General features: G+C 67.6%; 23 protein-coding genes. 11 read left to right on the forward strand and 12 right to left on the reverse strand.

What is annotated here, in order from left to right; all coding sequences use genetic code 11:
* Positions 1–73: 73 nt before the first annotated feature.
* The 3 genes from BMX07_RS08475 to glmU all read left to right on the forward strand — a co-directional run bounded on the left by BMX07_RS08475 (position 74) and on the right by glmU (position 3,573).
* Positions 74–595 (forward strand): hypothetical protein, encoded by a 522-nt coding sequence (locus BMX07_RS08475; RefSeq protein WP_090616744.1) that lies wholly within the window; start codon positions 74–76, stop codon positions 593–595.
* Positions 596–749: 154 nt separating this feature from the next.
* Complete coding sequence (locus BMX07_RS08480; protein WP_090616748.1) at positions 750–2,312, forward strand: aldehyde dehydrogenase family protein; 1,563 nt, start codon at positions 750–752, stop codon at positions 2,310–2,312.
* 70 nt (positions 2,313–2,382) lie between these two features.
* The gene (gene glmU / locus BMX07_RS08485; protein ID WP_090616750.1) at positions 2,383–3,573 is read left to right on the forward strand and encodes a bifunctional sugar-1-phosphate nucleotidylyltransferase/acetyltransferase; all 1,191 of its coding nucleotides are present in this window, start codon (positions 2,383–2,385) and stop codon (positions 3,571–3,573) included.
* Positions 3,574–3,842: 269 nt separating this feature from the next.
* On the opposite strand, the gene BMX07_RS08490 is transcribed toward glmU, so the two are convergent.
* The 6 genes from BMX07_RS08490 to BMX07_RS08515 form a co-directional block, all read right to left on the reverse strand.
* Positions 3,843–4,697, reverse strand: coding sequence for a carbon-nitrogen family hydrolase (locus BMX07_RS08490; protein WP_090616752.1), 855 nt, complete (start codon positions 4,695–4,697; stop codon positions 3,843–3,845).
* A 27-nt stretch (positions 4,698–4,724) separates the two neighbouring features.
* Positions 4,725–5,159, reverse strand: coding sequence for an SRPBCC family protein (locus BMX07_RS08495; RefSeq protein WP_090617221.1), 435 nt, complete (start codon positions 5,157–5,159; stop codon positions 4,725–4,727).
* Between the two features lie 125 nt (positions 5,160–5,284).
* Complete coding sequence (locus BMX07_RS08500; protein ID WP_090616754.1) at positions 5,285–5,509, reverse strand: DUF7123 family protein; 225 nt, start codon at positions 5,507–5,509, stop codon at positions 5,285–5,287.
* 112 nt (positions 5,510–5,621) lie between these two features.
* Complete coding sequence (locus BMX07_RS08505) at positions 5,622–5,807, reverse strand: DUF7525 family protein (protein WP_090616756.1); 186 nt, start codon at positions 5,805–5,807, stop codon at positions 5,622–5,624.
* A gap of 185 nt (positions 5,808–5,992) precedes the next feature.
* The gene (locus tag BMX07_RS08510; protein ID WP_090616758.1) at positions 5,993–7,024 is read right to left on the reverse strand and encodes a phosphate signaling complex PhoU family protein; all 1,032 of its coding nucleotides are present in this window, start codon (positions 7,022–7,024) and stop codon (positions 5,993–5,995) included.
* A gap of 148 nt (positions 7,025–7,172) precedes the next feature.
* The gene (locus BMX07_RS08515; RefSeq protein ID WP_090616759.1) at positions 7,173–8,369 is read right to left on the reverse strand and encodes an ATP-NAD kinase family protein; all 1,197 of its coding nucleotides are present in this window, start codon (positions 8,367–8,369) and stop codon (positions 7,173–7,175) included.
* 182 nt (positions 8,370–8,551) lie between these two features.
* Here BMX07_RS08515 and BMX07_RS25440 point away from each other — a divergent pair, with 182 nt between their 5' ends.
* Positions 8,552–8,680, forward strand: coding sequence for a hypothetical protein (locus BMX07_RS25440; protein ID WP_281246946.1), 129 nt, complete (start codon positions 8,552–8,554; stop codon positions 8,678–8,680).
* Between the two features lie 13 nt (positions 8,681–8,693).
* Here BMX07_RS25440 and BMX07_RS08520 read toward each other — a convergent pair whose 3' ends face one another.
* Positions 8,694–9,377, reverse strand: coding sequence for a competence/damage-inducible protein A (locus BMX07_RS08520; RefSeq protein ID WP_090616761.1), 684 nt, complete (start codon positions 9,375–9,377; stop codon positions 8,694–8,696).
* A gap of 174 nt (positions 9,378–9,551) precedes the next feature.
* On the opposite strand from BMX07_RS08520, the gene BMX07_RS08525 reads away from it, so the two are divergent.
* The gene (locus tag BMX07_RS08525; protein ID WP_090616763.1) at positions 9,552–9,908 is read left to right on the forward strand and encodes a winged helix-turn-helix domain-containing protein; all 357 of its coding nucleotides are present in this window, start codon (positions 9,552–9,554) and stop codon (positions 9,906–9,908) included.
* Between the two features lie 149 nt (positions 9,909–10,057).
* A complete protein-coding gene (locus tag BMX07_RS08530) occupies positions 10,058–11,203 on the forward strand; it encodes a WD40/YVTN/BNR-like repeat-containing protein (protein WP_175480092.1) in 1,146 nt (381 codons plus the stop codon).
* Between the two features lie 93 nt (positions 11,204–11,296).
* Here the strand turns inward: BMX07_RS08530 and BMX07_RS08535 are convergent, their stop codons facing one another.
* A complete protein-coding gene (locus BMX07_RS08535; protein WP_090616765.1) occupies positions 11,297–12,196 on the reverse strand; it encodes a hypothetical protein in 900 nt (299 codons plus the stop codon).
* A 168-nt stretch (positions 12,197–12,364) separates the two neighbouring features.
* Between BMX07_RS08535 and BMX07_RS08540 the strand changes: the two genes are divergently transcribed.
* From BMX07_RS08540 to BMX07_RS08555, 4 genes are read left to right on the forward strand one after another with little or no spacing between them, the layout of a single operon-like run.
* Positions 12,365–12,853 (forward strand): 6-pyruvoyl trahydropterin synthase family protein, encoded by a 489-nt coding sequence (locus BMX07_RS08540; protein ID WP_090616767.1) that lies wholly within the window; start codon positions 12,365–12,367, stop codon positions 12,851–12,853.
* A 1-nt stretch (position 12,854) separates the two neighbouring features.
* Complete coding sequence (locus BMX07_RS08545; protein ID WP_090616768.1) at positions 12,855–13,670, forward strand: 7-carboxy-7-deazaguanine synthase QueE; 816 nt, start codon at positions 12,855–12,857, stop codon at positions 13,668–13,670.
* 21 nt (positions 13,671–13,691) lie between these two features.
* A complete protein-coding gene (gene queC, locus BMX07_RS08550; protein WP_090616771.1) occupies positions 13,692–14,426 on the forward strand; it encodes a 7-cyano-7-deazaguanine synthase QueC in 735 nt (244 codons plus the stop codon).
* A 43-nt stretch (positions 14,427–14,469) separates the two neighbouring features.
* Complete coding sequence (locus tag BMX07_RS08555; RefSeq protein ID WP_090616773.1) at positions 14,470–14,961, forward strand: hypothetical protein; 492 nt, start codon at positions 14,470–14,472, stop codon at positions 14,959–14,961.
* Positions 14,962–14,979: 18 nt separating this feature from the next.
* Here the strand turns inward: BMX07_RS08555 and BMX07_RS08560 are convergent, their stop codons facing one another.
* The 4 genes from BMX07_RS08560 to BMX07_RS08575 all read right to left on the reverse strand — a co-directional run bounded on the left by BMX07_RS08560 (position 14,980) and on the right by BMX07_RS08575 (position 19,814).
* Positions 14,980–16,194 carry an outer membrane protein assembly factor BamB family protein gene (locus tag BMX07_RS08560; protein WP_175480093.1) on the reverse strand — a complete coding sequence of 405 codons (1,215 nt, stop codon included), beginning with the start codon at positions 16,192–16,194 and terminating at the stop codon, positions 14,980–14,982.
* 368 nt (positions 16,195–16,562) lie between these two features.
* Positions 16,563–17,789, reverse strand: coding sequence for an iron-containing alcohol dehydrogenase family protein (locus BMX07_RS08565; RefSeq protein ID WP_090616777.1), 1,227 nt, complete (start codon positions 17,787–17,789; stop codon positions 16,563–16,565).
* A gap of 82 nt (positions 17,790–17,871) precedes the next feature.
* Positions 17,872–18,795, reverse strand: coding sequence for a 2-dehydropantoate 2-reductase (locus BMX07_RS08570; RefSeq protein WP_090616779.1), 924 nt, complete (start codon positions 18,793–18,795; stop codon positions 17,872–17,874).
* Positions 18,796–18,851: 56 nt separating this feature from the next.
* On the reverse strand, positions 18,852–19,814 hold the full coding sequence (locus tag BMX07_RS08575) for a ring-cleaving dioxygenase (protein ID WP_090616781.1): 963 nt from the start codon (positions 19,812–19,814) through the stop codon (positions 18,852–18,854).
* Positions 19,815–19,975: 161 nt separating this feature from the next.
* Between BMX07_RS08575 and yqeC the strand changes: the two genes are divergently transcribed.
* Positions 19,976–20,725 (forward strand): selenium cofactor biosynthesis protein YqeC, encoded by a 750-nt coding sequence (yqeC, locus tag BMX07_RS08580; protein WP_090616783.1) that lies wholly within the window; start codon positions 19,976–19,978, stop codon positions 20,723–20,725.
* The last annotated feature ends 4 nt before the right edge of the window (positions 20,726–20,729 follow it).

Consider the following 20,729-nt stretch of genomic DNA (forward strand, 5'->3'; position numbering starts at 1 on the left):
GACCCGATCGGTCGCTATCGGACAAGCCACTGCAGGCACCACGCGCTTTCGCGAGCGAGCGCTACGCTTGCGTATGTCCCCATCGTTCTCCGACGACGACGTCGGCAAACGTGTCGAAACCGCAAGCGGCGACCTCCTTGGGACCGTCAAACTGACCGAGGCGGACACGGCGTACGTCGACGTGAACGACGACGCCAGGGAGACGATACGGGCGATCCTCGAATGGGAGACCGACGAGGACATCGTTCCGATGAACGCGAGCGCCGTAAGCGAGAGTACCGAGACGACGATCCGACTCGAGGACGACCGTTCGTCGCCGGACGAACCGGCCGCGGCAGGTACCGATTCCGTCATCGAGCGGACCGAGAGCACTGAGCAGCGAGACGACAGCGACGAGCAGCGGACCATGGGCCCACCGTCGGGGACACCCGACGAACCGGCCGCGGATGCGGAGGGACGAACGGGCGAGGGACTCGAGCCATCGACGGAAGCGATGACTGAGTCAGGTGGGGAACGGCACCCGGATACCGAGCAGGCCCCGCCGGAGGGCGAGCGGACGGTCACGAAAGACCGTGGTGTGGAGGAGGATCGATAGGACAACGCGGCCCACGTTCGTATTCGTACATACGTCGATCGGGCAGCTGTGTCGATGGACAAATCGAATGACACAGTGTAACAACATCGGTAATTCACTCGAAATCTGTAAACGACCAGTATGATTTTTCACCGCTCCCGTCGTTCCCCCTCGTATGAGCCAGCAAGCCACCGAACAGGTACACGGCCACTACATCGGCGGCGAGTGGACGACCAGCGCAGGCGATCGGCCGCAGTCCGGCGACGGGAGCGAAGATACGTTCGAGAGCGAGAACCCAGCCACCGGCGAGACGCTGGCGACGTTCCAGCGCGGGACGGAGGCGGACGTCGATGCGGCGCTCGAGGCCGCCGAGGACGCCTTCGAGGAGTGGCGCGACCTGTCCGCCATCGACCGCGCGGAGTACCTCTGGGACATCTATCACGAGCTTCGAGATCGCCACGAGGAACTCGGTGAGATCGTCTCGCAGGAGTGTGGCAAGGAGATCAGCGAGGGGAAAGCGGACGTGACCGAGGCCTGGCACATGGTCGAGTGGGCGGCGGGGAACGCGCGCCATCCCCACGGCGACGTGGTCCCCTCGGAGGTCCCGGGCAAGGACGCGTACATGCGGCGCAAACCCCGCGGCGTCGTCGGCTGTATCACGCCGTGGAACTTCCCGGTCGCGATCCCGTTCTGGCACATGGCCATCGCCCTGGTCGAGGGCAACACCGTCGTCTGGAAACCGGCGGAGCAGACGCCGTGGTGCGCCCAGATCATCGCCGAGATGATGGACGACGCAGGCATCCCCGACGGCGTCTTCAACATGGTACAGGGCTTCGGCGACGCCGGCGCGGCTATCACCGACGACGACCGGGTCGACACCGTCCTCTTTACGGGCTCCGCGGAGGTGGGTCACGAGATCGCCAGCAAGGTCGGCGGCCAACCCGGCAAACTCGCAGCATGCGAGATGGGCGGCAAGAACGGAATCGTCGTGACCGAAGAGGCGGATCTGGACATCGCGGTTCACTCCGCGGTGATGTCGAGCTTCAAGACGACCGGTCAGCGCTGCGTCTCGAGCGAGCGCCTGATCGTCCACGAGGACGTCTACGACGAGTTCAAGGCTCGCTTCGTCGACATCGCCGAGGACGTCGCAGTCGGGGACCCGCTCGACGCGGAGACGTTCATGGGTCCAGCCATCGAGGCCGACCACATCGAGAAGATCCGTCAACACAACGAGCTCGCCCGCGATGAGGGCGCGAACGTGCTCGTCGACCGGTTCGAGCTCGGCGACGAGGAGATTCCGGACGGTCACGAGGGCGGTCACTGGGTCGGCCCGTTCGTCTACGAGATCGACTACGAGCCGGACCTCCGGTGTCTGAACGAGGAGTGTTTCGGTCCCCACGTCGCCCTCCTCGAGTACTCGGGTGACATCGAAGAGGCGGTCGAGCTCCACAACGACACGCCGTACGGCCTCGCGGGCGCGATCATCTCCGAGGACTACCGCCAGATCAACTACTTCCGCGATCACGCCGAACTCGGACTCGCGTACGCGAACCTGCCGTGTATCGGCGCGGAGGTCCAGCTCCCCTTCGGCGGCGTCAAGAAGTCCGGCAACGGCTACCCCAGCGCTCGAGAAGCCATCGAGGCCGTCACCGAGCGCACCGCCTGGACGCTGAACAACTCCAAAGAGATCGAGATGGCACAGGGGCTGTCGGCCGACATCAAGACCTCGAAGGACTGACGGCGGCCGACTCTCATTACTCACCGGCGAACGAATCGCTTATCCGCTGATTCGTGGAACAAAGACGTACATGAAGGCAGTCGTTCTCGCGGCGGGCCAGGGGACACGGATGCGACCGCTGTCGGAATCGGTCCCGAAACCGATGCTTCCGGTCGCCGATCGCCCGCTCGCGGCACACACCGTCGACGCAGCGATCGATGCCGGAGCGGACGAAATCGTCATCGTCATCGGCTACGAGGGCGAACGGGTCCGCGACTACTTCGGCACCGAACGCCGGGGGACCCCCGTCTCCTACGCCGTCCAGGAAGAACAGGCCGGGACCGCCGACGCCGTCAACGCCGCTCGAGACCACCTCGAGGGTCCCTTCGCCGTGCTAAACGGCGACAACCTCTACGACCAGGCCGCGATCGACCGGTTGTTCGACGCGTGCCCCGCCGTCTGCGCGATCGAAGTCGAAGAACCGAGCAATTACGGCGTTCTCAGCACCGACGATAGCGGCGACGGCCACGTGACGGAAATCGTCGAGAAACCGGCCGAACCGCCGACGAACCTCGCCAACGCCGGCGCGTACGCCTTTCCGGCCGAGGCCCGCGAGTGGCTCGAGGTGCCCGCGAGCGAGCGCGGTGAACACGAGATTACCGACGTCGTCGCGCGGGTGATCGACGAGTACGAGATGACGCCGGTCACCCTCGACCGGTGGCTGGACGTCGGCCGCCCGTGGGAGTTGCTCGAGGCCAACGAGTGGAAACTCGCCGCGCTCGAGGGGCGACTCGACGGCGACGTGAGCGAGGACGCCACGCTCGAGGGGCCGGTGGTCGTCGAGGCGGGCGCGACGGTCGAACCCGGCGTCGTGATCGAAGGCCCGGCGCTCGTCCGCGAGGGTGCCGAGGTCGGGCCGAACGCCTACGTCCGCGGTGCGACGCTGATCGGTCCCGACGCGGAAGTCGGCCACAGCGTCGAGATCAAAAACAGCGTCGTCTCGCGCGGGACGTCGGTCAGTCACCTCTCCTACGTTGGCGACAGCGTCCTCGGGCGGGACGTCAACGTCGGTGCGGGGACGAACGTGGCGAACCTCCGGCACGACGACGCCGACATCAAATTCACCGTCAAAGGGGAGCGCGTCTCGACGGGGCGTCGGAAGTTCGGCGTCGTCGCCGGCGACGAGGTCAAAACGGGTATCAACACGAGCCTCACACCCGGTCTGCGACTCGAGACCGGTGCGACCACCACACCCGGCGAAACCGTCGACCGGGACCGGTAACCGCCGACCCGGACCGATGCATCCGCGGCGGGTCGTCGAACGGAGAGACCGCCCGCTCGGCGAACGGAAACGGCGAAAGGTGAGACGAGGACGAGGAGACGGGTGCGGGCGTGGTTGCTCGGTTCCCGGGAACCGAGCGCGCGACGGGCCGGAGCGACGCGCAATGCCGGTTGAGACGTGAAAAGCGCCTGTGTCCCGGCAGCCGTACCAATGTGGTGCCAAAATAAAAAGTCAGCGGTCGGTGTCCACCGGGGGCCGCAGTCCCGCGGTCACAGCCGGCGATCCTGCAGCGCCGGGAACTCGTCGCGGACGTCGGCGACCGTTCCCGGGTCGATCTCCGTCGTGACCAGCGCCGGCTCGTCGCCGCTCGAGGCGAGCGAGACGCCCCACGGATCGTAGACGCTCGATCGACCGAGGAGGGTCGCGTCGTCGAACTCGCCGGCCCCGTTGATCGTCGCGACGTAGGCCTGGTTCTCGATCGCGCGAGCCCGCGAGAGGGTCTGCCAGTGTTCGATGCGCGGGTAGGGCCACGCGCTGGGGACGAGTACCAGATCGACCCCGTCGTCGACCAGTCGCCGATAGAGTTCCGGGAACCGCAGATCGTAACAGGTCGTCACGCCGACGGTGAAGTCGCCGATCGTCGCGGTCTCGAGCCGTTCGCCGGCGACGAGGAGGTGGGACTCCGCAGATTCGTAGCCGAACAGGTGGTGTTTCCGGTAGACCAGCCGGCGTTCGCCGTCGGCGTCGAACAGCGCGGCCGTGTTCGCCAGTCCCTCGTCGGCCGGCGTTTCGACAGCGTCGGTCGCCGCGAGGTCCTCGACGATGCTGCCGGCGAGGACCGCGATACCGTGGTCGGCCGCCGCGTCCCGGAGCCGCGTGAACGTCTCCCCTCCGAACGGCTCCGCGTTGCGCGCGTAGAGATCGAACGCGAAGTAGCCCACGTTGAACAGTTCGGGAAGCGCGACCAGGTCCGCGCCGCGGTCGGCGGCCCGCGAGACCGCTTCGAGCGCGCGATCGACGTTCGCCTCGACCGCGCCGGCCTCGACGCGAAGCTGTGCGAGCGCGAGCGTCAGGGAGTCGCCGCCGTCAGTGTCGGCGGCGTCGGTGTCGGTATCGATCGTCATGGTCCCACCGTGGCCGCCCCACCGTCCTTACTGTGTCGTCTGCAGATCCCGCTCGAGCGCGCGCCGGAGGTTCTCGAGCTCCGAGTCGAGGTTGCGCTTGAAGAACTTCTCGACGCCCGGCAGTTTGCCGTCGACGACGAAGTGGTTCTCGAGGCGAGCGCCGCCGTCGGTGTCGACGATCTCGTGTTCGCCGGTCACTTTCAGGACCTTGGATTTCCCGACGAACTTGACGTACTCGGGGGGGTCGCGTGTGACGTCTTCCGTGTGTACAGTCACCGTTTTCCGCACGAGAGGGATGGGAAGTTTTACCTGCCAGGTGACTCGCCGTCCGTCCGAACCGTCCACCGAGTACTCTTCGACGACGCTGATCGCCCGGGCGCGGTTCGCCGGATCGGCGATGAACTCCCAGACCCGCTCGGGCGACGCCGAGACGTCGAACGACCGGTCGACCCGTACAGTCATGCCCGTACGTGCGCGATTGTCGGATAAAAAGACCGTGGACCAGCGGTCGCCATCGATTCGAGCGGTATCGATCGGGTCTCGGTTCGGCATCGAACGAGAGACGCGGGTCCGTTCGCTGCTGGCGGTCAACTGATCGTGACTTTCCAGGTCGTCGACCGGGCCCGCCCCCACTTCTCGATGTCGACTTCGTCCGCCTTCTCCGCGAGATGGGGGAGGCGAACGCCGACCTGTTTCGACGAGAGTCCGATCGCGTCCGCGATGTTTTTCGCCCGGAAGTATTGCTCGCCGCGGGCGGCGCTCTCGCGGAGGTACGAGAGGATCTGCTGCTCTTCGTCGGAGTAATCGGTCATCGTCCGTGCGGCTCTCTAGGGTGTCGTCGGTCTTAACTCTTAACGGCCGATACGGCCCAGTTCGGTGCGGCCCGCCGGTCGTCCGCCGGTCGAATTCGAGCGCGGATCGTCGTCAGTACCAGTAGAGGTGGATGCCGACGACCGCCAGCGAACTGAAGAGAACGGCCGCAGCGAAGCCCCAGGCCGCCGTCACGTCCGGTGCACCGATCAACATTAGCAGTGCCCCGACCACCGCGAGCGCGCTCAGCACGAGCGCCAGTCCAACGCCTTTGTCCGTCGATGCGGATTCCGTAGCCATGGGCGGGCGTTGTGTGTGGGGTGTCTTAACTTCTCTCTTTCCTGAGCGAACTGCGGGACCGGACGACCGGTGGCCACTCGAGCGGCCGGATGGGTGCAGGTGATACTCGAGCGGCCGCGATCGGCTCGACCAGTCGAAAAGCGGCGATCACTCGCTGGGACGCTACGACGCTGGGACGCCGCCGGTCACTTGATCGTCGTGTGCTCGGACTCCTCGTTCAGCGCGAGGTTCGCCGCGATTTCCGCGTTCCGCATCGCGTACTGGGCGGTCTGCTGGAGGCTGACGAGCACCTCGCGGACCCGGAGCAGGTCCGCGTTGTCCATCTCCGGGAGCCCCGAGAGGATCTCCTGCTCGAGGTCGGAGATATCGTGGAAGAGCGCCCGGACCTCGTTGGACTTGTCGTAATCGCGCTCGACGGCCGCCTCGACGGCCTTGGACGTGATCTCGTCGACTAACTCGTTCAGCTCCCGAATCTGGCGCATCACCGAACTGTCGACGTTCAGCGTGTGACCCTCGGTCTCGATGACGATTTCGGCGATATCCTCGCCGTTGTCGGCGGTCAGCTCCAGATTCTTCGCGATCGAGCGGTAGCCGATCAGCGGGAAGCCGCTGTTGAGGCCGACGGCTCGCGCGAGGTTCGGGTTCTGGTAGGCCGTAAAGATCAGGCGCAACAGGAGGACGAAGATCTTGTTGGCCTGTCGCTCCCGGTTCAGCGCGCGCTGGGCCAGATCGGGGTTGCCGTGGGCCAGCGCCTTGATCCCCTCGCCTCGCATCGTCTGGCCGGTCCGCTCGAGGCGCTCGAGCAGGTTGTCGAGCGTAAAGTCCTCGGGGTCGACCGAACACCGGATCGAGATGCTCTCGGGCGTCTCCTCGATGACGCCGAGGCCCATCAGCTGGGTCTCGGCCTGATAGACGGCGTTGATGTGGTCGGACTCGAGCGCGCCGTCCTCGCGCTCGATTCGAATGATGCGCCGTCCGAGGACGTACTGGGCGACGATCGCGCGCTCGACCGCGTCGGCGTCGAGCTCGTCGGTGTGAATGATCGCTTCCGTTTCTTCCGAGCTCGCGGACTCGGGCATCACGGTCAGCGTGCCCTTGCCGCTAGTCCGCAGTGAGACTTCGTCTCCCTTCTCGACGGCGTGTTCGGACGCCCACTCCGCCGGGAGGGTCATCGCGAGCGTCGACGGGCCGAGTCGTTGCACTTTCCGCGTTTCCATGGGGGACCGTAGGATCGACCCGACCTTAATCTTGACTATATGGTCATTATATCTGATCGAATCGTTATATGGTTGTCTTCGGTTCGGATCTACACTACTACCTTAAATATCTGGTCGCCGGATGGGGTCCCCTTAGACGGGACGGCGGCTACACGACGTTGACGAGACGGGTCGTGAACCGGCCCGTCCTGACCTGCAGCCAGCCGCGAAGCTCCTCGTCGATCTCCTCGTCGTCGGTGTCGACGCGCAGCGCGTCGATCTCGTCGAGTTTCTCTCCCGCGGCGACGACGGCGATCTCGTCGGCCCGGCGGATCACCTGCGGCGAGAGCTGGTGATTCCCGCGTCCGAAGATGAACCCCTGGCCGCCGATCGGTGAGACGACGATGGTGATCGGCTCGGCGAGGACCGAGAGGATCTCCGACTCGGCGGCGTCGCGGGCGAGCACCACCCCACGCTGCGAGCGGCGATCGGCCCCCGATCGCTCGGCCGCCCCGTCCGCGTCTGCGTCCTCCTCGGCGGAACCGGCGCGCCAGACGTCGACGCCCAGCGGCGACGGCTCGATCCCCAGTTCCTCCTCGATCGCTCCGACCGTGCTGCCGGGCCCGAAGACGTAGGTTCGCCCGGGCTCGACCTCCCGGGCGAATCCCGCGGCCAGCGAGTCGACGCTCCCGCTCGAGACCTGTTTGCCCGATTGGACCGCGGGCGCGACGGGGACGGGGACGACGGCTTCGAGCTGCGTTCGAACCTCCCCCTCTCGGTAGGCGTCCTCGTCGATATCGTTGACCTCGCGGCGTTCGACGCGATCGAATTCCGCGGCGATTCGGCCGGCGTCGGCCGGCGTCACGCCGAAGACCGACGAGTAGATCTTGACGCCGGCCGGGACGCCGAGCATCGGGGTCTCGTTCGCTCCCTCCTCGAGAACCTCGGCGACGTCGACCGCGGTCCCGTCGCCGCCGACGAAGAAGAGCAGGTCGACGTCGCGCTCGAGCAGCGCCCGGACGGCCGCGCGGGTATCGGCCGCCGTCGTGTCCGCCGTCGCGGGATCAGTAGCGCTCGCGGACGCGGTCGACTCGTGACGATCGCCCGTCTCGTCCGGGTCGTAGACGATGACCGGTTCGTAGCCGGCGTCTCGAGCCGCGCGTTCGCCCATCGCGCCCGCGACCGTGTACACAGTGATATCGGGCGCACGTCGATGGAGTGATCGCAGGGCCTCGCGCGCCCGATCCGGTGCTCGCGGCTCGGCGCCGCGGCGGCGCGCCTCCGCGAGCTTCCCGTCGGTCCCCTTTAATCCGACCCGCCCGCCCATTCCCGCGATCGGGTTGACGACGACGCCGATGGACTCCATAGCCGGCTATGTGGACGCCAGTCTCAAAGCCGTATCGCAGCCGTCCGTCGGTCTCGACGCGCGAGCGACGGCGCTGCTCGCACGGTCCGACGCCGACGAGCCCCGGTGACGAGACCGACGAGCAGCGGACGGATTCGCACGGTTTCTGAACAGTTAAGGGGGATGCGGACCGATCGCCGACTATGACTGCACTGATCGACGCCGCCGTTCTCGCGACGGAATCGGAGCTGCCGATGCACATCGTCGGCTGGGTAACGCTGGCTCTGAGCCTGCTGGTCACGATCGCCTGGGTGGCCTACTTCTACCGCTGACGGCGTCGCCGACTCACGGGGAGTCGACCCGCTCGCGAAGCCACTCGGCCGCCGCCGTGACAGTCGCTTCGTCGGTCCCCTCGAGTTCGATCCGGACCGACTCGCCCGGGTAGCTCCCGACGGAGACGTCGAACCGCTCGCGGAGGTCGGCGATCCGCTCGAGGAGCGCGCTCTCCGGTTCGTCGGCGACGACCGTGTCTCGATGCGTCGGCGTCCCGGTAAACTCCTCGGCGATCGACTCGAACATCGCTTTCATCTCCGTCGGGACGCCTGGGAGGACGTAGACGCTCTCGAGCGCCGCGCCGGGGGCGACGCCGGTCTCGTTGTGGAGCGCTCGCGCACCGGCCGGGAGGTCCGTCGTTCCCGACGCGAGGTCGTCGCGGGCGTAGCCGTCGTCCTCGAGCCAGGCGAGGGCTGCCGCGTGTTCCTCGACCGCGCGGCCGAGTGCGGCCGCGACGCCCTCCATGGTGACGTCGTCGTGGGTCGGACCGAGCCCGCCGGTGACGAGGACGGCGTCGTACTCGGCGCGGTACTCGTTGACGACGCGGGCGATGTCGGCGACGCGATCCGGGACGGTGGTGACGCGCTCGACGCTGACGCCGCGATCGGCGAGCCGTTCACAGAGCCACGTGGCGTTCGTATCCGTCGTTCGTCCCGCGAGCAGTTCGTCTCCGACCGTTACGACCGCGACGTTCATACCGGTTCGTTCGCGCCCATCCCTCAAATGCGTCTCGTCCTCTTCACAGCCGTCCTCGCGTTCCCGATCGCACCCGTTCGATTGGAAGTCGCCATTACCGTGGAGAACAGCCATATAAAGTATCGCTCCCGATAACCACAAGATTCAATCTTGATAATTAGTAACGGGGAGAGTATGTCTCGGAGTCGGACAGAAACGAACGAGGCGGATTCGGCTGTGGTCCTCTCCGCTCTGGGGAGCAAATACAGCGCAGAGATCCTCTGCGCGGCGGGAACACCGAAATCGGCACAGGCACTGAGCGAAGATATCGAGATCCCGATCGCGACCTGCTACCGTCGAATCGAAGAACTCGTCGATGCCGGCCTGTTGACCTGCGAGGGGCGGCAGCTCTCGGAGGAGGGTCGACGAACGAACATCTATCGCCGAACGGTCGACGAGATCGAAATCGACTTTTCGGACGACACCCCCGTGTTCTCCCAAAAACACCGCACTGAGGCCAAGAACAGGCTACACGACAAACTCACGGACTGAGGTCGAACCTCTCGAACCAGCCCTCCCTCGCGGTCCGCCGCCGTCGACGACGCGACACGGTGTCGGTGGCGGCGAATCCTAGCCGATTCGAATCGTAATGTTAGAACGTATACACTATTTATCCCCGTCGAGTCGCTTCGTCAGGACGCATGTGGGAACTCGGTCCTGATGCGGACGAACCGGAGTGGCGAGCGGTCGAGACGCCGTTCTCGGCCGATCTCTTCGAAGTCGTGAACACCGTTGCCGGTCCCTACGCGATCGGCGACGGCGGCGTCATCGTCGCCGATCGCGGCGACGGGTGGGACGTGATCGTCGACGACGGCCCCAACGTCAGGGACAACCAACTCCGCGGGCTGGACGTCACCGACGACGGCCGCCGAATCTGGTTCGCGGGCTCGAGCGGTGCGATCGGCTGTTACGACGTCGAGACGCGGCGGAAGTTCGACTATTCGTATCCGAAGGAGAAGACGAGCACCTGGGAGGGGCTCGCCGTCTCGGGAGAGGCGGGCGACGAGAAGGTCCTCATCGCGAACGGCTCCGGGGAACTCCTTCCCGTCACGATCCACGGGTTCGACGCGGACTGGGGGGTCGCGAGCAAACCGAACCAGAAGGGGTCCAAGGTCGCCGGGCTCGCCGCCTCGCCGAACGGCTACGGCTACGCCGTCGACACGAGCGGGAACGCGTTCAAGACGACGCCGGACGACGGCTGGGAGGACATCGGGATCGTCAACTCGCAGGTAAAGTTCTACGACATCTGGGCGGGTGAAGACGAGCGCGTCTACGTCGCCGCTGGCGACGGCCGTCTCTACCGGTACGACGACTCGTATCGGAACTGGACCCCGATCGGCGTCGGTGAGAAGTCGCTGCGCGCCTTCGACAAGTACGGAGCACAGTTGGTTGCCCTCGGCGACGCCGGCGCCCTATACCAGCGTATCGACGGGGGAGAGCGATGGGAGAAACGCCACACGCCGACCGAGAGCGTTCTCAACGACGTCGCACTCGGCGATCCGGACGTCGCGGTCGGCAAGAACGGACTCGTCATCGAACGTCCACGCGGCGAGCCCCGCGACGCGGGGACGAGCCCGGACGGTGACAACTTCGACGGCCGAGGCGAGAATTTCGACCCCAACGAGACCGGTCGCCGGGAATCTACCGAAGAGGCGGGCGACGACGGCAGCACCGAGCCGGACCGACCGAACGAGTCCGGCGCTCCCGACCGGTCGGACCGGTCGGACTCCCCCTCCGAGTCCTCACCTTCCGCTGACGGCGAACCGACGGACGGAACGGACGACTAGTCGCTTCCAGCGATGACCAGCGAGGGAACCCGAGAACCCCGCTCCGGTTCCCGCCGGCAGTTCGGGAGCCGCGACGCGTGCGTCGAGGGACGGTTACTCCGCCGTTCGCTCGAGCACGAGCCCGTTTTCGCCGACGGCGACGCTCGGTGAGCCGACGAGGACGCCGTGGATCGTCCGCGTCCCGTTCCAGTCCGTCTCGCGCCACGATCCGCCCTCGCGAATCCGGAGAAGCCCGCTTTCGCCGCCGGCTATTCGCGTCCCTTCGGCGACGTCGAGACACTCGATAGCGGCGTCGCCCACCGAGTATGGGGTCCAGCCGTCAGTTTCGTCCCGTTCGTAGAGCCGACCGTTCCCGCCGCCGACGACGAGGGTCGACTCACCCGCGGCGGCCGCGTAGAGACTGTCCTCCACGCCGGCGAGACCGATCCGTTCCCATCCCGTTTCGGTGGTCTCCCACACGGTTCCATCGTCGTCGACGCCGTATCCTCGCCCGTCACCGTCCGCCGCTAGCGCGGTGATCGCGGTCCCGTCAGCCGGGTTCGTCCGTCGGTCCCAGTTCGGCTCCGCGCCGGCGACAGTTCCCGGGAGGACGACGCCGTTCCCGTCGGCGAGCAGGAGTTTCTCGGACCCGCGGTCGCCGGCGACCGTGAGCGCGCGAACCGTGCCGTCCATTCCGTCGGGGCCGGAGTGGTCGACCCGGTTGCCGGTCGGAAGATCGTAGTGGCCGACCGCACCGCCCGAGCCGGCGAACCAGATCCGCGTCGCGTCGTCGGTGGTCGCGACCGCGTGGAGCGACTCCCCACGGGCCGCCGGCCCGTCGTCGACGACGGTTCCCCAGGAGCCGTCTGGTGCCCGGCCGACGACGGTGCCGCCCTCGCCGACGGCACAGGGCCCGTTCGCCGTGTTCGTCACGTCGTAGACGGCTCCGTCGATCGGTGTCGAGCAGGTCGTCCACGTGAGATCGTCGTTCGTCTCCGCATCGAAGTCCCACATACGATCAGTTGGGACCGCCCGTGCAAGAGTGTCGGTCATCGCTCGGAACGCCGAGGTATCCAGGGGAGACCCTGCGGGCCGGCCACCCGGAATCGTCCCGCGGGAGCCGTCGCCGCGGCGACGGACCGCTCCCTTCACCTTTAAGTATTGTCTCGGGAATACTCGAGTATGACTGAGAGCATCGGTGATCGAACGAACGAGCGAGAGGCCGACGGCGCTGCCGTCGACGAATCGGTCGTCGGAAGCCAGCGCGTCCTTCGCGTCGGACGCGACCGACCGATCAGAATCAGCGCAGGGCATCGAATCCAGCACCACGACGGTAAGTGTTCGCGACCGCACGGCCACAACTACGAGGTCGCCGTCACCGTCGCAGGACACCTGACCGAGGAGGGGTGGATCGCGGACAAAGGAGATATTACGGACGTAATATCCGAGTGGGACCACATGTTCCTGCTCGAGGCCGGCGATCCGCTCGTCGAGGCCTTCGAAGCGGCCGGGGACGACGACGGCGTCGTCGTCCTCCAGCACCCGCCGACGGCCGAGGTAATGAGCGTGATCCTGGAGCGGAAACTCGAGGCGACCCTGCCCGAGACCGTCACCGACGTCGCCGTGCAGGTCAGCGAGACGAGCGAACTCTGCGGGGGACGCGAGTTCTGAGATGCCGGTTTCAGATTCCGTCGACCTCGAGTCCGGGGCCGATTCGGACACCGCCGACGCCGAAGACGAGAGCGAAGCGACCCCCGTCGGGCTGCCGATCAACGAGCTGTTCTACTCGCTGCAGGGCGAGGGAACCCTCGCCGGCGTCCCGTCGGTGTTCGTCCGGACGAGCGGCTGCAACCTCCGGTGTTGGTTCTGTGACTCCTATCACACGTCCTGGGAGCCGACCCACGCCTGGCTGGGACTCGCGGAGATCGTCGCCGAGATCGAGTCCCACGACGCCGATCACGTGGTTCTCACCGGCGGTGAGCCGTTGCTCCACGAGGAGAGCGTCGCCCTGCTCGAGGCGCTCGACGACCGCGGCTACCACACCACCGTCGAGACCAACGGGACGATCTACCGGGACGCGCCGATCGATCTCGCCTCGATCAGCCCGAAACTCGAGAGCAGTACGCCCACACCCGAGCGCGCGCCCGACGAAGACGACGTCGACGCGGACCGATGGGCGGAGCGCCACGAACGCGAGCGCATCGACCTCGACGCGCTGTCGCGGCTGGTCGAGCGCTATACGTTCCAGCTCAAATTCGTCGTCACCGACGCCGGCGATATGCCGGAGATCCTCGCGTTACTCGAGGACCTCCGCGCGACCGCCGACGTCCCGGTGCGGGACGACGACGTCCTCCTGATGCCCGAGGGAGCGACCCGGGACCGCCTCGCCGAGACGCGCGCTCGGGTCGCCGACCTCGCGATGGAGCACGGCTTCCGCTACACGCCCCGACTGCACGTCGACCTCTGGAACGACGCACCCGAAACGTAATCACCGACAGTCGACTCTCCCATGACTCATACGACCACCGATTCCGCGACCGACGAACAGCGTTCCAAGCGCGCCGTCGTCCTCCTCTCCGGCGGCATGGACAGCGCCACCGCGGCCGCCGAGGCCCGCGACCGAGGGTACGAAATCTACGCCCTGCACACCTCCTACGGCCAGCGAACGGCGGACCGCGAACTCGAGTGCGCCCGCCGACTCGCGGACGAGTTCGACGCGGCCGACTTCCTGCGGATCGAGACGGGCCACCTCTCGGCGATCGGGGCCTCGAGCCTCACCGACGACGCGCTGGCCGTGGACGACGCCGACCTCGAGAGCGACGAGATCCCCTCGTCGTACGTCCCGTTCCGGAACGCGAACCTGCTCTCGATGGCCGTCTCCTACGCCGAAGCCAACGACTGCGGGGCGGTCTTCATCGGCGCGCACAGCGAGGACTTCTCGGGGTATCCCGACTGCCGCCCCGCGTTCTTCGAGGCTTTCGAGCGAGTCGTCGACGTCGGCACGAAACCCGAGACCGAGATCTCGATCGAAGCGCCGTTCGTCGACTGGTCGAAGACCGACATCGCCGAGCACGGCGTCGACCTCGCGGTCCCCTACGAACACACCTGGAGTTGCTACCGCGAGAACCAGCCCGCCTGTGGCACCTGCGACGCCTGTGCGTTCCGCCTGCAGGCGTTCCAGAACGTCGGCGTCCGCGATCCGATCGAGTACGCCGAGCGGCCGTCGTACGTCGACGACGCGTAGAAGACGGAAACGTTCACGTCGAGTTGCGACGCACACAACGCTGATGGGCGGCACACTGCTCGAGTGGTTTCGAGACGACGACGGAAGCTGGCAGGTCCCCGACGGGCGTCGCGGCGAGTTCGTCTCGCTCGCCGTTTCCCTCCCGGTGCTGGCCGTATTCCTCCATTTCGAGACGGAACTCCCTCGTCCCGCCGAACACCGGCTGGCGGCAGTCGTCGGCGTCTGGTGCGGGTTCCTGTACGCGACGTACTATCGAACGGCGTTCGTCGAGCGCGTTCCCGACTGGATTTCGGTCGGGCAGGTGGTCTCCCTTCTGGCCGGCGGGCTCGGCCTCACGATCCTCCGACTCGTTCACGTCGCCGATCCCACGGTCGTGTTCGTCCTTACTGCCGGGGGAACGATCCTGTTGCTCTACCTCGTCAGGTGGTTCTCGCCGTTCCATCCCGGTCTCGAGCCGCCGCGGCGGGGCGTCGAACCGCCGCCGGCGAGAGACGTGGGCGCGAATTCGGGGGCGGACGCGAGCGGTGACCACTGACTGCCGCCGACGTCGCCACTAGTTCGCCGACTCGTCGGCCGCGGTTCGCCGACGGAGCCACTCGAGGGAGAGCGCGCCGCTGGCGATACCGACGCCGACGGTGAATCCGGGGGTTCCCTCCGGTTCGTCCTCGTTGTCCGCGTCCGCCTCGTCGCTCATCGTCGCGTCCTCGGACCGGATCGCGAGGAGCGTGCCGTCCGCGCTTGCGTAGAGGGTTTCGTCGGCGACCGCGATCCGACTCGGTTGACCGTCGGTGGCGACGGACCACTCGCGACTCCCATCCACGTTATCGAAGGCGACCACGCCGCTCTCCCCGGACGATTTTTCGACGGTCGCGTACACGGATCCATCGTCGACGACCGGCGCGCCGAACGACGCCGCTCGCTCCGCCGACTCCCAGGCGCTGTCGCCGGTCTCTCTGTCGTAGCCGACGAGACGGACGGTACCGTCGTCGGAGTCCGTTTCGGCCACGGCGTACGCGCGAGCGTCGGTCAGCACGTCCAGCGAGTACGTGGGCAGCGTCGACAGTTCCTCACCCGTCGCCGCATCGAAGAACGTCGCGGTATCGGCTTTGACGGCCGCGACGACGCCGTCGGTAGCCAGCGGCGAACCGGAGAATACCTCGGTGGCCCAGTCGTCCTGTAGCACGTTCGTCCACCGCTCGTCGCCGGTTTCGACGTCCCGCGCGAACAGCTGCTTGTTGGCCACGGCAAACACGGCACTGTCGGCGACGGCGACCGGCCGCCTCGACAACCGGTCGCCGAACTCTCGCCCGTCGAACGTGACCGGCTCCGGCTCGAATTCCCACTGCTTCTCGCCCGAGTCCGCGTCGAGGGCGTACAGGACCGTGTCGACGATCGAGAACACCAGCCCCGACGCGACGGTCGGCGACAGGTTCGTCTCGTACCCGAGATCGGTCTTCTGCCAGCGGATGTCGCCGGTCGCGGCGTCGAGGGCGGTCAGCGACGGACTCATCCGATCTCCGTTCACGTATACGGTGTCGTTCGCCACCGCCGGCGATCCCGACGCGGTCGCCTCTCCGTCCGAGCCGATCCCGCTCGTCCACTCGGGCGAGCCGTCGATGGCGTCGAGGGCGTGGATGCGTCCGTCGGCGGCGACGAGGTAAACCGTCCCGTCGACGACGGCGAACCGACCGCCGTGCTCGTACTCCCAGGCGACGGTTACCGGTGGGGCGGGTCCGGACGCCATCGGAACGGAAGCAGTGTTTCCCACGCCGCCACGAGCCGACGGCCATCCGCTCGAGTCGTCGACCATCGTCGAACTGACGGCTCGGTCGCGGGGAGCGTGCTGGTCGGCGGCGGCCCTTTCCGTCGTCGCGGTTAGTCCTCCGAACGTCACCGTTAGTCCGGCGGTTTTCAGAACCTGCCGCCTGTCGTGATCGATCATCGTATCGACACCCAACGACCGATCGCTGTTACTTATCGGGCAGGTAGTATCGTTCGCCGCTGGAAACACGGCCTGGCGGACGGTTTCCTCGCTGCAACAGTTGCGTACGAACCGACCGTTCGCCGCGCTCGCCCCGGCACAAGCCGCGTTGCGCTCGAATCGGTCGCGACCGGTCGATCACCGCCCGTCCCGACCTACCACGCCGCCTCGAGCACGGCCTCGATCTCCTCGACCGAAGGGGCCAGTCCGGGCGGCGCGTTCGCCATGAACGGATCGTCGAGGATCGCCGCCGCGACCGCGGTGAACGCGTCCGGTTCCGGGCCGTCGACGTCCCGAAGCCGCGCGGGGAGCCCGAGCGCGTCGCGAATCTCGGCCACCGCCTCGACGACTGTGGCCTCCCGATCCGCGACGTTGTCGACGCCGAGCGCGTTCGCGAGCAGCCCCGCTCGCGCATCCACGTCGTCCCGTTCGAACAGGTACTCGAGGACGTGGGGCACGACGACCCCGTGTGCGGCCCCCTGCTGGACGTCGTACGTGCGCGTCAGCCCGTGGCCGAAGGCGTGGACGATCGAGGCCGTCGTCTCGCCTGGCCGCGAGATGCCGTACTGGACGAGGACGACCCCCTCGAGGATCGTCTCGAACGTGCCGAGATCGCGGTCGCCGTCGCCGAACGCCCGGAGGGCGTCCCCGAGCTTCTCGAGGCCGTGTCTGGCCGTCGCGTCGGTGATCGGCGTCGCGTTGCTCGCGTAGAGGGTCTCTATTCCTTTGTCGAAGCCGTTCATCGCCGATCCCGCCAGCACCGATTCGGGGGTGGTCGCGACCAGCTCCGGATCGTAGAACGCGGCCACCGGCATCAGTCCGGGATCGGCGATCCCGCCGCCGATCTCCTCGTCGACCGGGCTCGACTCGGGGGAGGCGGTGACGCCCGCCACCATCGAGAGGTCTGCGCCCGCGAGCGTGGTGGGGATCGCGACGATCGGCACCAGCCTCTCCTCGGGGACGGAAATGGTGCCCGTCTCTTCCAACTCCCGGGCGGCCGCCGCCGGACCGAGGTCGGTCGCCGCGAGGACGCTGCTGCACTTGGCGACGTCGAGGCTGCTGCCGCCGCCGAGGCTCACGAGCGCGTCGGCGTCCACGGCCTCGAGCCGATCGCGGCCCTCGAAGGCCGTCTCGAGGCGTTTCTTCGGCGTCGTTTCGTCGAAGACGCCGGCCAGCCGATCGCCGAGACCCGTTCGAACCGGATCGATCACGTCGGGCGTGTCGCCGACAGTCGAGCCGCAGACGACGAGCGCGCGCTCGAGACCCAGCGCCTCGAGTTCGGCGTCGAGGGCGTCGACGCAGCCGACGCCGAATCTGACGGTCGGCGGTTCGTACTCGAATCGGAACGACGGGTCGCGGTCGCTCGAGCGGAACGGCGTCATGGGAACCGATACGGGCCGATCGGTGGTAAAGGTGAGAGCAGCGGCCAGCCGCTCGCTGGCGTCGCCGGCGACCGTCGGGCCGCTAGCGATCGTTTCGGTCGGCCCACGGTCGCAGGATCGCGTGGATCGCCTCGTTCATCGGGGCCTCGACGCCGACGTCGGCCGCGTGTCGGACGACGGAGCCGTGCAGCGCGTCGAGTTCCAGTCGCTTGTCGTGGGTCAGGTCGTAGTGCAGCGACGAGTACATCTCCGGATCGAGGTCGCGCGCGAACGCGAGCCACTCGTCGACGGTATCTTCGGGGAGGTCGATGCCTTCGGCAGTGCCGACGGCACAGACTTCCGCCACGATCCGGCGGTACATCGCCCACGAGGCGTCGGTGTCGCGGATCTCGCCCACGGGGAGCCGGCTCGCGGCGGTCATCCCCGCCTGCGCGCAGATGAACGCGAACTTCCGCCAGAGCTCGACGCGGACGTCGTCGGCGAGCACCGCGTCGATCCCCTCGCACGCCGACAGCGCGTCGTCGAGCCGCTCGATTCGGTCGGTTCGCTCGCCGTCGAGTTCGCCGTAGACGAACCGGGCCGGACCCCCGGTGTGCTCGACGACGCCGGGGTCGCCGATGGTCGAGAAGATGTACGCGACGCCGCCGACGACGTGGTCCTCGCCGATTTCGTCCCCGAGCCACCCCTCGTTGTCGACGCCGTTCTGGAACGAGACGACGGCCGTGCCCTCGCCGAGAAGGGACTCGAGATCCCTCGCGGCGGCTCGCGTGTCGTGGGCCTTCACGCAAAAGAGGACGTAGTCGCACGGCCCGATCTCGGTCGGGTCGTCAGTCGCCGGCAGATCGACCGACGCGTCGCCGTCGACGCTCTCGAGGCGCAGTCCGTCCGACTCGAGGGCGGCGAGGTGATCCCCCCTCGCGACGAGGTGCACCTCGTGTCCCGCATCCGCGAGACGGGCCCCGAGATAGCCGCCGACGCCGCCGGCACCGAAGACAGCGAATTTCATACCCGGCGTACGGACAGACCGGGCAAAGGCGTTGTGGACGGCCGCGTTTCGGCGAGTCAGTTCCCGCTCGCGTCGACGGTCGGCCCGTCGAAATCGGGCAGTTGGGCCTCGATCGCCTCGCGTTCGGACTCGAGTCGCTCGGGAAGCGACAGCCGTTCGCCCAACTCGTCGAGCGGTTCGTCCGCCGTGAAGCCGGGCCCCGTCGTCGCCATCTCGAAGAGGACGCCGCCCGGTTCGCGGGTGTAGATCGACTGGAAGTACGTGCGATCGATGACCGCCGACGGCGCGAGCCCCGCGTCGGCGTAGGCCTCGCGCCACTGCTCTTGCTCCGCGACGCTCTCGGCTTCGAACGCCACGTGGTGGACCGTTCCGACCCCCATCTGGCCGCGGCCGGCGTCGGTCTCGACCAGCTCGACGATCGAGCCTGGACCGCCGGTCGCGCTCCGGTAGCGGCGACGGCCGTCGGTCTCGCCCTCGAGTTCGTAGCCGAGGACGTCGGTCAGGATCGTCTCGGTCGGACCGACGTCGTCGACGGCCAGCGTCACGCTGTGGAACCCGCGAAGCTGGTGGTCGGTCGGAACGGGGCCGTCCGCCCACGGCGTCGCATCGTATTCTGCGTCGGCGGCCGCGACCAGCTCGAGTTCGATCCCGTCCGGGTCCGCGAATCGGAGGACGGTGTCGTCGAACCGCGTCTCCCGCTCGTAGTCGACGCCGTCGGACTCGAGGCGGTCGCGCCAGTAGTCGACCGAGCCCGCGGGGATCCCGTAGGCGGTCGTTTGCGTCTGCCCGGCACCGAACCGGCCCCGCCGCCCCCGATCGGTCCACGGGAAGAAGGTGATGTTCGTGCCGGGGGTTCCCTCCCCGTCGCCGAAGTAGAAGTGGTAGGTGCCCGTATCGTCGTGGTTGACGGTCTGCTTGACGAATCGCAGTCCGAGCGTGCCGACGTAGAAGTCGGCGTTCGCCTGGGGATCGCCGGCAATCGCCGTCACGTGGTGCAGTCCGGGTGTGTCCGGTGACATTACCGCCTGTAGGGGCCCGACCCTTGAGTCGTTTGCTCGCACCCGCGTCACCGGGGGACGCGGGGGTTACCACCCCCTCGGCCCGTGATCGACGTCGACGACCATCCCGCGACCTACGAGTCGACCCGAAGGATTAGGCCGGTTCCGGTGATAGCGCCGATATGGACACTCTCGAGGCGCTCCGAGCCGACTCCGGCGTCGTCGCGGTCGTCGGTGCCGGCGGGAAGAAGACGACGCTGTACGCGCTGGCTGCGCGGGCCGCCCGCGACCGCTCCTTGCGGGCGGTCGTGACGGCGACGGTCCGAATCCCCATCTTCGATAGACGCGTCGAGGAGGTCGTCGTGACCGAGGACCCGGTCGCGGCACTCGAGCGAGCGGCGGCGTGGCCCGTCGGTGTCGTCCCGGAGCGGGAGGGCGAGGACCGGTACGTGGGATACGAGACGGACGTGATCGACGAGCTCGCGGCGGCCGACGCCGCGGATCTGGTCCTCGTCAAGGCCGACGGGGCGCGGACGCGGGCGTTCAAGGCACCGAACGAGCGCGAACCGCAACTCCCCCGGTGCGTCGACACCGTGATCCCGATCGCGAGCGTCGAGGTCGTCGGGACGCCGCTCTCGGCCGAGCGCGTCCACCGACCGGAGCGAGTGGCGGCGATCACGGGGCTCGACGGCGGCGACACGATCCGGCCGGTCGACGTGGCCCGCGTGCTCGCGAGCGACCGCGGCGGGCTGAAGGACGTTCCGGACGGTGCCACGGTCGTTCCGTTGCTCAACAAAGTCGACGACGCCGAGCGACGGGCGGTCGCCGAGGAGATCGCGACGGAACTACTCGAGCGAGCGCCGAGCGTGCCTCGAGTGGTGCTGGCGCGGATGATCGCCGACGAGCCGGTGGTCGACGTCCTCGAGCGCTAGCGGG

This window comes from Natrinema salaciae (assembly GCF_900110865.1).
GTDB lineage: Archaea > Halobacteriota > Halobacteria > Halobacteriales > Natrialbaceae > Natrinema > Natrinema salaciae.